Annotated in this window: 12 protein-coding genes; 10 read left to right on the plus strand and 2 right to left on the minus strand. The window is 55.3% G+C overall.

Translation table 11 applies throughout. From position 1 onward, the window contains the following. Positions 1-383 precede the first annotated feature (383 nt). The gene (gene trpD, locus PN477_RS16485) at positions 384-1,427 is read right to left on the minus strand and encodes an anthranilate phosphoribosyltransferase (RefSeq protein ID WP_272116782.1); all 1,044 of its coding nucleotides are present in this window, start codon (positions 1,425-1,427) and stop codon (positions 384-386) included. A 381-nt stretch (positions 1,428-1,808) separates the two neighbouring features. On the opposite strand from trpD, the gene PN477_RS16490 reads away from it, so the two are divergent. The 6 genes from PN477_RS16490 to PN477_RS16515 all read left to right on the plus strand — a co-directional run bounded on the left by PN477_RS16490 (position 1,809) and on the right by PN477_RS16515 (position 7,686). Further along, a complete protein-coding gene (locus tag PN477_RS16490; protein ID WP_272116784.1) occupies positions 1,809-2,024 on the plus strand; it encodes a photosystem I reaction center subunit IV in 216 nt (71 codons plus the stop codon). A 12-nt stretch (positions 2,025-2,036) separates the two neighbouring features. After that, positions 2,037-2,921, plus strand: a complete 885-nt coding sequence (locus tag PN477_RS16495; protein ID WP_272116786.1) for a DNA-formamidopyrimidine glycosylase — start codon at positions 2,037-2,039, stop codon at positions 2,919-2,921. 17 nt (positions 2,922-2,938) lie between these two features. Beyond that, complete coding sequence (gene grxC, locus PN477_RS16500; protein ID WP_272116788.1) at positions 2,939-3,256, plus strand: glutaredoxin 3; 318 nt, start codon at positions 2,939-2,941, stop codon at positions 3,254-3,256. Between the two features lie 302 nt (positions 3,257-3,558). Then, on the plus strand, positions 3,559-4,614 hold the full coding sequence (locus PN477_RS16505) for a potassium channel family protein (protein ID WP_272116790.1): 1,056 nt from the start codon (positions 3,559-3,561) through the stop codon (positions 4,612-4,614). 3 nt (positions 4,615-4,617) lie between these two features. Next, entirely contained in the window at positions 4,618-6,312 is a 1,695-nt protein-coding gene (locus tag PN477_RS16510) for an ammonium transporter (protein ID WP_272116792.1), read from the plus strand. Positions 6,313-6,414: 102 nt separating this feature from the next. Continuing rightward, positions 6,415-7,686, plus strand: a complete 1,272-nt coding sequence (locus PN477_RS16515; RefSeq protein ID WP_272116796.1) for a valine--pyruvate transaminase — start codon at positions 6,415-6,417, stop codon at positions 7,684-7,686. Between the two features lie 84 nt (positions 7,687-7,770). Here PN477_RS16515 and PN477_RS16520 read toward each other — a convergent pair whose 3' ends face one another. Continuing rightward, on the minus strand, positions 7,771-9,015 hold the full coding sequence (locus PN477_RS16520) for an FIST signal transduction protein (protein ID WP_272116798.1): 1,245 nt from the start codon (positions 9,013-9,015) through the stop codon (positions 7,771-7,773). Positions 9,016-9,339: 324 nt separating this feature from the next. Here PN477_RS16520 and PN477_RS16525 point away from each other — a divergent pair, with 324 nt between their 5' ends. The 4 genes from PN477_RS16525 (at position 9,340) to PN477_RS16540 (ending at position 12,652) form a co-directional block, all read left to right on the plus strand. Further along, positions 9,340-9,567 carry a Calvin cycle protein CP12 gene (locus PN477_RS16525; RefSeq protein ID WP_272116801.1) on the plus strand — a complete coding sequence of 76 codons (228 nt, stop codon included), beginning with the start codon at positions 9,340-9,342 and terminating at the stop codon, positions 9,565-9,567. Positions 9,568-9,652: 85 nt separating this feature from the next. Further along, positions 9,653-10,282 carry a DUF3177 family protein gene (locus PN477_RS16530; RefSeq protein WP_272116802.1) on the plus strand — a complete coding sequence of 210 codons (630 nt, stop codon included), beginning with the start codon at positions 9,653-9,655 and terminating at the stop codon, positions 10,280-10,282. Between the two features lie 64 nt (positions 10,283-10,346). Beyond that, the gene (gene lepA / locus PN477_RS16535; RefSeq protein ID WP_272116805.1) at positions 10,347-12,158 is read left to right on the plus strand and encodes a translation elongation factor 4; all 1,812 of its coding nucleotides are present in this window, start codon (positions 10,347-10,349) and stop codon (positions 12,156-12,158) included. 53 nt (positions 12,159-12,211) lie between these two features. Next, a complete protein-coding gene (locus tag PN477_RS16540) occupies positions 12,212-12,652 on the plus strand; it encodes a secondary thiamine-phosphate synthase enzyme YjbQ (protein WP_272116807.1) in 441 nt (146 codons plus the stop codon). The last annotated feature ends 161 nt before the right edge of the window (positions 12,653-12,813 follow it).

Genomic DNA, 12,813 nt, shown 5'->3' on the forward strand with positions numbered 1-12,813 from the left:
AAAACGATACAGCCAAACTTTTCAGCTACCGACTGTATTTTGAGTTTTAATCTTCCCCAGGAATAGCATATCAAACTATCATACAAAATGGCAAAAATTCAATTAAAGGACTCGCTGTCGCTCGATTTGTTTGTTGGTGCCAATTCATCTCGCCACGAAAAGGCACGTCCGCCGTTACCTTCGGTAACTCTACTCGGACTCGCTTTATAGTGGGAGTCTTCTTTGCACATTTAAGATAAAAATCCGAAATCCACAGGCGGCACTGAGGGTAATGCCCAAACACAAGGCTAGTAATATTTCCATGGGGTGCAGGGTCAGGTCAAGATTAGCCTAGATCTACAGCCTGATCTCGCCGGGCTACGGGTGGATTGTCTCGCGTCGATCTAGGCACGTAAAAACGTCACCAGTTCTTCCACCTTAGCCCAGGCCGCCCCGCTGTCGAGGATCTCTTTCGCCTTGGCTACCCCAGCCCCATGATCTAGAAAGGGCACAACATCACCCACTTGGAGCGCGATCGCGGCATTCAACGCCACCACATCCCGCTGCGCCTCCGTCCCCTTCCCTTGCAGCACAGCGGTCAAAATTGCCGTATTTTCTTCCACTTCGCCGCCTCGTAACGCTGTCAAGGGTGCAGCCGTCAACCCTAGAGCTTGGGGATCAAGGACATCGGTTGTCACAACGCCCTGCTGCACCGTGGCGAGATCCGTCAAGCCCCCTAGTCCCGCCTCGTCCACGCCTTCGCGGCCATGGAGGACGATCGCCTTTTCAATCCCCAACTGCTGCAACGCCCCCGCCATCCGCTCCACAAACTGCACATCATAGACCCCAATCACCTGACCCGTCGGGCGCAGCGGGTTCACCAAGGGGCCGAGGAGGTTAAACACCGTCCGCACCTTCATCGTCTTCCGGAACGGGACGACGGCTTTCATGGCCGGATGCCAGCCCGGCGCAAAGAGAAACGTGATCCCCACCGCTTGCAATGCAGCGTGAACCTGTTCGGGAGCAGCCCCCAAGTTAACCCCCAGGGCTTCGAGGACATCGGCGGAACCTACCTTGCTCGACGCGGAACGATTACCATGTTTCGCCACTTTCACCCCCGCCGCCGCACAGACAAAGGCCACCGCCGTCGAAATATTAAAAGTATGCGCCCCGTCGCCCCCCGTGCCGCAGGTATCGATGACCGGGGTGCTGTGGGCGATCGCATCCTGTTGGCGCGATTGGGATTGAAGCACGCGGGCCATCCCGGCCAATTCAGCCACAGAAACCCCTTTGGCTTGGATCGCGGCCAGAATGGCCCCGGAGAGCACAGCGGGGATCTCTGCTTGGAGCCAGCCGGTCATCAGTTGGGCGGCTTGGTCTTGGGTGAGGGACTGGCCATCGAGCAGTTGTTGAAGGAGGCTGGGCCAGAGGTCTGCGGGTTGCACCATGGTTGCTTGTATCGCTTGCGGTTGAGGGTGGTTATCCGTTGCTTTAAAAGCCTAGCAAGGAATGCGGTTTTTTTTGAGCGATCGCCCCTGAATTCCGACCTAGCACCTGGGCTTAAATTCCCATTCAATCCCTGCTATTGGACGGAGGGTTTACTGATTTTTTGTAATATTCTGTTACAAAAAGTAGCCGTGCGAGGCCTCGTTAGCCTCAGGGAACTGCCCTAGGGTTTCGGCTAAAACCGCCATTCTGCCGCACTTTTTCCCCCATGCTCAGGGTGTAGCGTTCTTCATAAAACTTAAAAGCCTGGGTGAGCAAAGCATCAATTTTACGTGTAGGCTTGAGTTTAGATAAATTCCAGACTGTTAATGGAGACAAGTTTTATGGCAAAGCGTGGTGATGTAGTCAAGATTTTACGGAAAGAATCCTACTGGTATCAAGATGTCGGTACGGTTGCCTCTGTCGATAAAAGTGGCATCATCTACCCCGTCATCGTTCGCTTTAATAAAGTTAACTACTCTGGCGTTGCCACCAACAACTTTGCCGAAAGCGAAGTAGAGGTGGTTAAAGCGGCTCCTGAAAAGAAGGCGAAAGCTTAAGGTTCAGGGTTCGTGCCAGAACTCCCAGAAGTTGAAACAGTCCGCCGGGGTTTAAACCAAAAAACTCTGAATTGTTTAATCGAGGGGGGCGAGGTGTTGCGCGATCGCACCCTTGCCTACCCTCTTTCTCATGGCGATTTTGCCGCGTGGCTCACCGACACCTCAATCCAACAGTGGCAGCGACGCGGTAAATATTTATTGGCCCAACTGGATTCCGGGGGCTGGCTGGGGGTGCATCTGCGGATGACCGGGCAACTGTTTTGGGTGCGTCAGGATGAGGCGCTGTCGAAACATACCCGGCTGCGCGTGTTTTGTGCGGGCGGTCAGGAGTTGCGGTTTGTGGATAGTCGCACCTTTGGGCAGGTGTGGGTTGTGCCGCCTGGGGTTGCCCGCGAAACGATCATCACTGGGTTAACCCGCCTCGGCCCGGAACCCTTTGACTCGGAGTTTTCCCCAGACTATTTACAGCAAAAAATCCGCCGTACCCAACGCACGATCAAAGCAGCATTGTTGGATCAAGCTCTGGTGGCAGGGTTGGGGAATATCTACGCCGATGAGGTTTGTTTTGCCAGTGGAGTGCGCCCGGATGCGATCGCCTCCCGCCTCACCCCGGAGCAAGTGCAGCGCCTCCATGGTGAAATTCGCCGCATTTTAACTGAAGCGATCACCCAGGGTGGCACAACATTTAGCGATTTTCTCGACCTCCTCGGTGTGCCGGGCAATTACGGCGACAGGGCCAAAGTCTACGGCCGCACCGGCCAACCCTGTCGCACCTGTGGCAGTGCGATCGAACGAATCAAAATCACCGGCCGCTCCACCCATTTCTGTCCCCGCTGCCAACTCCCCACCCCCGGAAGTCAAGGGAGTATGATCAGTGATCAGCAAAACAAGTTTTGAGAATGTAACCCTTGCCCATGTTGGATTTTGAATGGCTCAATGATCTCCTCGGTCGTCACCCCGACCAAGTCAAAGCCCAGGTGGAAATCTACACCTGGCAAACCTGCCCCTACTGCATTGCGGCCAAAAGCCTGCTCTGGTGGAAAGGCGTAGAATTCCAAGAATATAAAATCGACGGCGACAATGCCGCCCGTGATGCCATGGCCGAACGTGCCCACGGCCGTCGCTCCGTCCCGCAAATCTTCATCAACGACGAGCACATTGGTGGCTGTGATGATCTTTACGCCCTCAATGAACAGGGGGCCCTCGATACCCGCCTTGCCCAACCCATGTAGGAACCGCAGCCGTCGGGTGCATCTCAGTTATGCAACCCCTCACCCAACCCTCTCCCGTAGGAGAGGGCGTTTGGCTCCCTTCTCCTGCGGGAGAAGGGCTAGGGATGAGGGGGCTAACTGGCGAGCAGGATGAATAGGCAAAAGTAGGATGCACAGCAGCCGTCTCGCCTTCCCCATGAGCACACCCATCCCCCTTGGTTCCTTAGCCAAGCCCGCCCATAAACTCAAAAGATGATGCAGGGGATACCTTTTTAGGGCCAACCTTCGCCCTACTATGAATCATTCCCGTTGCTGGATTCATCATGCAAGGTTCATTACAGCGCATTCAAATGGGCGCGATCTTCTTTTTAATGACGATCGCCCTCGCTGTAGTGGGCTATATGGTCTTTGGGTGGACGGTGCTCGAAGCCGTGTATATGGTGGTGATCACAATTTTCGGGGTGGGGTATGGGGAAGTGAAACCCCTGGAAACTCCCGCCCAGAAAATTTTCACCATTGTTGTGATCATTGCGGGCACATCATCAGCGGTGTATTTGGTGGGAGGATTTGTCCAGATGTTGACTGAAGGTGAAATTAATCGCGCACTCCATGCCCAGCGAAAGCAGCGCAGCATTGACACATTAAATAATCACACGATTATTTGTGGGTTTGGTCGGATTGGGCAAGTGTTGGCGCGACAGTTGGCCCAAACAGGTGAACTCTTTGTGGTGGTGGATACCCAAAGCGATCGCATCCAGCAAGCCGAAGACCTCGGCTACCTCACCTACACCGGCAACGCCTCGGAAGAACTCAGCCTCCAATCCGTCGGCATTAGCACCGCCAAAGTCCTCGCCACTGTCCTCCCCGATGATGCCAACAATGTGTTTATCGCCCTCACCGCTCGCGGCTTAAACCCCAATCTCCTCATCCTGGCACGGGGCGAACTCCCCAGCACCGAAAAAAAACTGCGCCTCGCGGGGGCGGATCACGTTGTCCTCCCCGCCGCCCTCAGTGGGATTCGCATGGCCAGCTTGATCACCCGCCCCACCACCGTTGATTTCTTCGCCCAAGCCGAAGAACGCCGCCAACTCGACGAAATGCTCAATCACATTGATGTGCAACTGGATGAACTGGTGGTGGAGCCGGATTCAAGCCTTGCCCAGAAAAGCATCCGGGAAATTGAAGTGCGCAGCAAGGGTACGTTTATCATCGTGGCACTGCAACGGGCAGACGGAACCGTGGCGGTGCATCCTAATCCGTCGTTGGTTTTAAATGTGGGTGATACGTTGATCATTCTGGGGCATCAAAGTGATATTCCCCAATTTGCCCGCCATGCCGAACTCAAAAATAAACGACGTTATCGAGGAGCCACGTTTTAAACGATGATCGATACCCTTTGGCTATTGCTCTGCACTGGCTTGGTCTTTTTGATGCAAGCGGGGTTTATGTGTCTGGAATCGGGGATGACTCGATCGAAGAACAGCATCAATGTGGCGGTGAAAAATCTCGCTGATTTTGGCTTGTCTGTGGCGTATTTTTGGCTGTTTGGCTATGCGTTGATGTTTGGGGCTTCGTGGCAGGGGTGGGTGGGTCTGTCGGACTTTGTTCCTAATGTTGAGCCAGCGGATGTGGCGGTGCTGTTTTTGTTTCAGGCGATGTTTTGTGGGACGGCGACGACGATTATTTCGGGGGCATTGGCGGAGCGGCTCAAGTTTACGGCCTATTTAGCGATCGCAACTTGGGTGGCGGCGTTGGTCTATCCCCTCTTTGGGCATTGGGCCTGGAATGATCACGGTTGGCTGAAGCAACTGGGATTTATTGATTTTGCTGGGTCTACGGTGGTTCACAGTGTGGGGGCGTGGGTGAGTGCGGCGGTGCTGCTGACGGTGGGGGCGCGTCATGGCCGGTTTGAGGCGGAGAAATCGATTAAAATTCAAGGATCAAACCTGCCGTTTTCGGTGTTGGGGGCGTTGCTCCTCTGGTTTGGCTGGATTGGGTTTAACGGCGGCAGCGAGTTGGTACTCAATGATGCTGTGCCAGGCATTATCCTCAACACGATGATGGCAGGGGTCAGCGGCATGATTGTCGGCGGACTCTTGAGTTGGCTTCAGCATCGCTATGTGGAAGTGGATGGTTTGGTCAATGGCTCGATCGCTGGGTTGGTGGCGGTTACGGCCAGTTGTCAGATGGTGACGACCCCGATCGCGGTGATCATTGGGGGAACGGGGGCGGCGGTGATGATTGTGGTGTCGTGGTGGATAGCGCGGTTGCAGATTGATGATGCCGTGGATGCGATCGCGGTTCACGGCGGGGCGGGCGCATGGGGAACCTTGGCCGTTGGCCTCTTTGGCAACGCCGATGCCCTTGAGGCCAGCAACCGTTTAGCTCAGATTGGGGTGCAAGGTTTGGGGGTGGGGTGTTCTTTTCTCTGGGCCTTTGGGGTGACGTGGGTTTTATTTAAGCTCATCAATAGTGTCTGGCCGCTCCGGGTCAGCGCCGAAGCCGAAGCCCTGGGGTTAAATATCACCGAACATCAGGCCAAAACCGAAACCTACGACCTGTTTCAGGTGATGGACTACCAAGCTCGCACCTTTGATCTCAGTCAGCGCGTGCCCGTCGAACCCTTCACCGAGGCGGGCCATATTGCCACCCGCTACAACCAAGTGATTGATGCCCTAGAACACAATCATCAACAAAGTGCCACCACTCTAGAGCAGATTTACATGATCGCCTCCACCGTTGCGGCGGCGGTGGAAAGCCAAACCTTTGCCCCCGATCCGGAAGAATTAGAACTGGTGGCCGCCCGTGAAGATGAACTGGGGATGTTAGCGGGGCTGCTCTTAGAACTCACCCAAGCGGTGCGCCTCCGGAACCAAACCCTTGAACAGGTACAAAGCTGTTTGCGGGCGGTGCTGTTTCAATTGATTGACCATCGCTTTGGGGGGGTTCCGGCGAATCTACGGGCTGCGATCGCTGCCACTACCGACACCACCACCCTGACCCATTGGCTGCAACAGGTAATCATTCTCAATCACCTGCACGAAGTGGAAACCCTGATCATTCTCCCCACCGATTAACCCCGCCCGCCCCTCGGTAACATTTGCTCACGGGGGGTCTGGTGGGGGGAAAGTTTCTTGCTACGGTTAGGGGTGAATCCTCTCGTATCGTGGTGAAACGTTATGAATCCTGCTCTGACAAAATTGGGTCTGCAAATGTCGCGCCGTACCGGGGTGCGAGCGATCATGAAAGACATTGTGGAGACGCTGCGGGCGGGGGCGGGGCAGGACTTTATTAACCTCAGTGCGGGGAATCCGGTGCTGTTGCCGGAGGTGGAACAGTTGTGGCGGGACTGTACGGCGGAACTCTTGGCCAGTGATGACTATGGGGAAGTGGTGAGCCGCTACGGGTCGAGCCAGGGGTATGGGCCGTTGATTGAGGCGATCGCATCCGATTTTCAGCACCGCTATGGCTGGGAGTTGAGCGATCGCCACATCTTGATCACCCCCGGCTCCCAATCGCTCTATTTCTACGCCGCCAATGCCTTCGGCGGTGAGGATGCCGACGGACACCTGAAAAACATTGTCCTCCCCCTCAGCCCTGACTACACCGGCTACGGCGGCATCTGCCTCAACCCCAACGCCCTGATCGCCTATCGACCCCATCTCGATGTTGATGCCCCCCAACACCGTTTTAAATATCGCCCCGACTTCAGCCAACTCCAGATCAACGCCCAAACCGGCTGCGTCATCTTTTCCCGGCCCTGTAACCCGACGGGGAATGTGTTGACCGATGCCGAAGTGGCTCAAATCACTGATCTAGCTGCTCCCCATGACGTGCCGGTTTTCATTGATTCCGCCTATGCACCTCCCTACCCGGCCTTGAATTTCACCCCGATGAATCCCATCCTGACCCCCAACACGGTGCATTGTCTGAGCTTGTCTAAAGCCGGATTGCCGGGGGAACGGATCGGCGTGGCGATCGGTGATCCGGCGATTATTGAGGTGTTGGATGCGTTCCAAACGAATCTTTGTATTCATTCACCGCGCTATGGTCAAGCGATCGCAGCGATCGCGATTCGTTCGGGCCGGTTAGGTACGATTTCCACCGACATCATCCGCCCCCACTACCAAGCCAAATTCGCCATCCTCGAAGCCACCCTCGATGCAGCCATGCCCGACGCTGTGCCCTGGTTTCTCCATCGCGGCGAAGGGGCAATTTTCGCCTGGCTCTGGCTGCAAGACTTACCAATGACCGATTGGGAGTTTTATCAAAAACTCAAAACCGTCGGCGTGATCGCGGTTCCCGGTTCCACCTTCTTCCCCGGCTTAAAAGAAGATTGGCCCCACAAACAGCAATGCCTCCGTTTTAGCCTCACCGCCACCGCTGACGAACTCGCCGAGGGCATGAAACGCCTTGCTAGCCTTGTGCGTGAGGTGTATGGCTGCCCTTAGGTGGTGCGATCGCATCCCCCGTTCCGCTCATCAGGCCGCGAGATTATGTCCCGGACGATCGCTCCGATAGCCCCGCGTCAAGGGCTAATCGGTAGGGCGAATCAGGCCAAAAACGGAGGTGTAGCCGTGGAGGAAGGTGGTTTTGCCAACGGGGCCGATTTCGCCGTTGCAGAAAAAGCCCCCGACGGGGATCGTGCCGAAATAGCGCTGAAACAGTTGGGAATCAAAATTGGCTTGGCCGTACAGCCCCTCACCGCGACCGAGACAGGAAAACAGAAGAGCACCAGCGGGGGCGACTTGGGGTGAGCGGGCGAGATGTTCTTGGAGGTGGCCTTCGAGGTCGTCGGCGGAGGTTTTCGCGTCGCGGAGGTGGAATTGGATGCGCTGGCCAATGCGGACGCGATCGCCGATCGCGATCGCTCCCTGTTTCGGATCAACTCCCAACAGATTACGAATCAGAAAATCCCCCCGCCCAAGCTCCCGCTTAAACACATCCCGCACCACGCCGATAAAGAGGGAATTTTGGGCCAAGGTGCGATCGCTCTCTGCGAGGCTTTCGATCAAGTCCCGCAGCAAATCCAGCGGGGCGCGAATCGTGGACGCATCTTGGGTGGACAGTTGCAGGAGAATGTTGCGATCGCCCGCCTCGACGCGATACACCTCCCCAATCGGACGGCAGCCCTGGGCCACAATCGTATCCAGGCGAATCTTGCCACTGAGGGCCACCCCCACCGTCCCTTCCCGCAGCAGCCCCAAATCCGGAGCCTGGGGCGCATCAAAAAATAAGCCATTGGGCACGCCCATCATCCCCGCACTGGCCAACCCCCCCAGCTTCACCGCCGCCGGATAGGCAAAATCTAGCCCTTCGAGCACATCGGTAATATTGGCCTGCATGGGGTCCGCCAACAAAATAAAATCCGGTTGGGTCTGGGGGTCAACCCCGACGCATTCAACCCAGGCTTGGGGCGGACTGTCGGGATCGGGCAATTGGGCAGCGGGTAAATAAAACGGATGCACCGTCACCCCGGAAAAAACCCCCACACACAAACTTAAGGCCGGGTTTTGCTCCACTTCTTGGGCATGACCATCGGCATCAGTGCCAATCACGCCGCCGCCGCCACAGCCAATCAGGCAGCCCATGGGCAGCGCCTCCCGCAGCAGGGGGACGAGGCGGGGGTACTCGCTGGCATAGGCAGAGGAGATAAACACGATCCCCAAGTCAGGGCTTTTTGATAATGATCCCCGCAGTTGTTCCACAACATCCGCGATCGCACCTTCTAAAGAGGGACAGGTAGAAAACGCATTCAACCATTGAAAGGTCTCGATCATCACGTTAGCCTCACGAACCTGAAAACACGGACTGCCTTGGGATTAAGCACAGTAAACTGTCTCAAGTATAGAGAAGTGTTGCCAAACTCCAAAGCCTAATCCGCCCCCACCCTGACGAAATCGGCAGGCGATCGCCACATCCTTAAATAAACCGATCAACCCAGTCGCGAACCGAAAGGGATTCGCTAATATGGTCAATGAACCATAAATGACCGTTCAAAAACGCCTAATCCTAGACTCAAAACCCGGAGATGTCGCTCAGAGCGATTCTGTTTTAGATCTCCCTAGTCTTGTACGATCAGCGACAATATATTTAGAGGACTCATGAGCAACAATATCGACACGAAAATTGAACAAGAGCGCGAAAACGCTCGCAATGTGTGCAGCACCGAAGGGTCAACCTCCGCTGAATGTGCCGTGGCGTGGGATTCCGTTGAAGAGTTGCAAGCCGAAGCCGCTCATCAGCGTTCCACAAAGCCCAAAAAGAACTCCTTAGAGAAGTATTGCGATGACAATCCCGATGCCGCAGAATGCCGCATCTACGATGACTAAGCCAGCCTCACCCTGCTGGTAACCCCAGATCAACGCAGCGAGTTCCCCCCTCGCTGCTATTTTTTTGGAATCAACACCCTCTAAAATGATGGGGCAGCAGTTGGAGCGCAACGAAATTATGCAAGATGAGATTTGGCTACAGCCTTGGATCTGGCTTGATTACAAGCTGGCGGTACTCTTCACGGTGATTGTGCCCTTGGTGTTATTCATTTGGTCACTGTTTAAGCGACAAGCTGCTCTGACTCGCTTACTGGTGATCTATTGGCGCGTGGCGAGTTTGTTGATGATTACGGTGTACCTCTTGATTCCCGGTTGGCCGGTGGGGTATTTAACCGGATTTTTGGCGCGGCTGTTGATTCCGACCGCCCTTTGGTTTTGGGCGGATTTAAACGAAGATATTGCCGACCAGCCCCCCAACCCCTTTAAGCTAGCCCTGACGGGGTGGCGGTGGGCGGTGTCGGTCTATTGTGCGATCGCAACCTTTGCCTCGATTCCGTTTCTCTCCTGTGCCTTTTCCCGTGCCGCCCTCAATACCCCCTTTTGTCAGGTGTGGCGCGAACCCCCGGTGCTCTATCGGGCCTGGTTTCACGCCAATTCTCAGCCGGGCTTTTTAGGGTTTCTCGGCGCGGTGGGCTTGACCATCTATGCGCTCTACTTTGGGTCGTTCATGATCACCCGCCTCGGCAAGCGGGGCCGCTCAGCCATGGAGCAATAGTCAGAAAGAAGAGACGCAGCGCGTTAAGATTAAGGGACGTTAAGCTCTACACGCTTGCCCCACTATGACCCACGTTCCTACGTCTCACATTCGCAATTTTTCGATCATTGCCCATATTGACCATGGCAAGTCAACCCTTGCCGATCGCCTCCTCCAAGCGACGGGCACGGTTGAGCAGCGCAAAATGAAGGAACAATTCCTTGACAGTATGGATTTGGAGCGGGAACGGGGGATTACGATTAAGCTCCAGGCAGCGCGGATGAACTACACCGCCAAGGATGGTCAAGAATATGTGTTGAACTTGATCGACACGCCGGGCCATGTGGATTTTTCCTATGAGGTGTCGCGATCGCTGATCGCCTGCGAAGGGGCGTTACTGGTGGTCGATGCCTCCCAAGGGGTCGAGGCTCAAACCCTGGCGAATGTTTACCTTGCCCTCGAAAGTGATTTAGAAATTATTCCCGTTTTAAACAAAATTGATCTGCCGGGGGCGGAACCGGAACGGGTGCTCGAAGAAGTGGAAGAAGTGGTGGGCCTCGACTGTAGCGGCGCGATTATGGCTTCGGCCAAACAGGGGATCGGCATTGATGAAATTCTCGAATCGATTGTGCATCTCGTGCCGCCGCCGTCGGATACGGTGGATAAGCCGTTGCGGGCGTTGATTTTTGATAGTTATTACGACCCCTATCGCGGCGTGATTATTTATTTCCGGGTCATGGATGGCACGGTGAAGCAGGGCGATCGCATCCACCTAATGGCCTCCGGCAAACAATACGACATCGATGAATTGGGCGTGCTGTCCCCCACCCAAATCCCCGTTGAAGACCTCCACGCCGGGGAAGTGGGCTACATTTCCGCCGCAATCAAAGCCGTGGCCGATGCCCGCGTTGGCGACACGATTACCCTCGCTAGCGAACCCGCCGCCGAACCCCTCCCCGGTTACGCCGAAGCGAAATCCATGGTCTTCTGTGGCCTGTTCCCCATCGACTCTGACCAATACGAAGACCTGCGCGAAGCCCTCGAACGCCTCCGCCTCAACGATGCCGCCTTAGCCTATGAGCCGGAAACCTCTAGCGCCATGGGGTTCGGGTTCCGCTGTGGCTTCCTCGGTCTGTTGCACATGGAAATCGTCCAAGAACGCCTCGAACGGGAATACAACCTCGACCTAATCACCACTGCGCCCTCCGTGGTGTATCGCGTCACGACGATTAAAGGGGAAGTCCTCGAAATTGAAAATCCGAGCCACTTACCACCGCCCCAGGCCCGCGAAAAAATTGAAGAACCCTATATTCACCTCGAAGTGATCACCCCCGAAGAATATGTGGGGACGCTGATGGATCTCTGCCAGACGCGCCGGGGTGAGTTTAAAAATATGCGCTATTTCACCAGTAAGCGCACGACGTTAATTTATGAAGTGCCCCTCGCGGAAATTGTCACGGACTTTTTTGATCAACTCAAGTCGCGATCGCGCGGTTACGCCAGCATGGAATATCACGTCATCGGCTACCGCACCAATCATCTCGTGCGCTTGGATGTGATGGTGAATGGTGATCTGGTGGATTCCTTGGCGATGATTGTTCACCGGGATAAGGCCTACGGTGTGGGGCGATCGCTCGTGGAAAAACTGAAAGAATTAATCCCCCGCCATCAGTTTAAAATTCCGATCCAAGCGGCGATCGGCTCCAAAGTGATCGCCAGCGAACATATCCCCGCCCTCCGTAAAGATGTCCTCGCTAAATGCTACGGCGGCGACATTTCCCGGAAGAAAAAGCTCTTGCAAAAGCAAGCCAAAGGCAAAAAACGGATGAAGTCCATCGGCACGGTGGATGTGCCCCAAGAGGCCTTTATGGCTGTGTTGCGAATTGATAATAATTAATCGTGTTCTCTGTTGACTGAATTTTGACTGCGATCGCCGTCTAGTTAAATCCCATGCCCACCCAAACCGCCCCCCTCATCCATCAACAAATCCTCACCGTCCAAACCCAAGGTAAAACCCTCCACGACATCACCCGCCAAGTGGAAAGCGTCGTGGCTGATTCCGGCATTGTCACCGGCCTCTGTGTGGTCTTTGTGCGCCATACCTCCGCGAGTTTGATCATCCAAGAAAACGCCGACCCCGACGTGCTGCGCGACCTCAACCATTTTTTCGCCAAACTCGTCCCCGAAGATGGCCGCAGCTACATCCACGCCGCCGAAGGCCCCGACGATATGCCCGCCCATATCCGCTCGGCGATCACCAAAACCTCAGAAAGCATCCCGATCAGCAACGGCCGCTTGGTATTGGGAACCTGGCAAGGACTCTACCTGTGGGAACATCGACAACGCAGCCATCGCCGCCAAATCGTGATCCACAACAGCGGTCTTGGCTAGCCTCTCGCGGCAACCCCTCACCCAACCCTCTCCCACGGGAGAGGGCTTTGCACTCCCTTCTCCTGGGGGAGAAGGGCCGGGGATGAGGGCAGAGCGGTATTGCTAAACTTCAAAAATCAATCGATCAAAGCGGAACGAACGGTTCATAATCCGCTACGGTT

The sequence above is a fragment of the Spirulina subsalsa CS-330 genome (genome assembly GCF_028330765.1).
Taxonomy (GTDB): domain Bacteria; phylum Cyanobacteriota; class Cyanobacteriia; order Cyanobacteriales; family Spirulinaceae; genus Spirulina; species Spirulina subsalsa_A.

Excerpts from the sequence above, each read along its gene's own strand:
- PN477_RS16505 (WP_272116790.1), top strand. The coding sequence starts at position 3,559 with ATGCAAGGTTCATTACAGCGCATTCAAATGGGCGCGATCTTCTTTTTA.
- lepA (WP_272116805.1), top strand. The coding sequence starts at position 10,347 with ATGACCCACGTTCCTACGTCTCACATTCGCAATTTTTCGATCATTGCC.
- PN477_RS16515 (WP_272116796.1), top strand. The coding sequence starts at position 6,415 with ATGAATCCTGCTCTGACAAAATTGGGTCTGCAAATGTCGCGCCGTACC.
- grxC (WP_272116788.1), top strand. The coding sequence starts at position 2,939 with ATGTTGGATTTTGAATGGCTCAATGATCTCCTCGGTCGTCACCCCGAC.
- PN477_RS16490 (WP_272116784.1), top strand. The coding sequence starts at position 1,809 with ATGGCAAAGCGTGGTGATGTAGTCAAGATTTTACGGAAAGAATCCTAC.
- trpD (WP_272116782.1), bottom strand. The coding sequence starts at position 1,427 with ATGGTGCAACCCGCAGACCTCTGGCCCAGCCTCCTTCAACAACTGCTC.
- PN477_RS16525 (WP_272116801.1), top strand. The coding sequence starts at position 9,340 with ATGAGCAACAATATCGACACGAAAATTGAACAAGAGCGCGAAAACGCT.
- PN477_RS16530 (WP_272116802.1), top strand. The coding sequence starts at position 9,653 with ATGATGGGGCAGCAGTTGGAGCGCAACGAAATTATGCAAGATGAGATT.
- PN477_RS16510 (WP_272116792.1), top strand. The coding sequence starts at position 4,618 with ATGATCGATACCCTTTGGCTATTGCTCTGCACTGGCTTGGTCTTTTTG.
- PN477_RS16520 (WP_272116798.1), bottom strand. The coding sequence starts at position 9,015 with ATGATCGAGACCTTTCAATGGTTGAATGCGTTTTCTACCTGTCCCTCT.
- PN477_RS16540 (WP_272116807.1), top strand. The coding sequence starts at position 12,212 with ATGCCCACCCAAACCGCCCCCCTCATCCATCAACAAATCCTCACCGTC.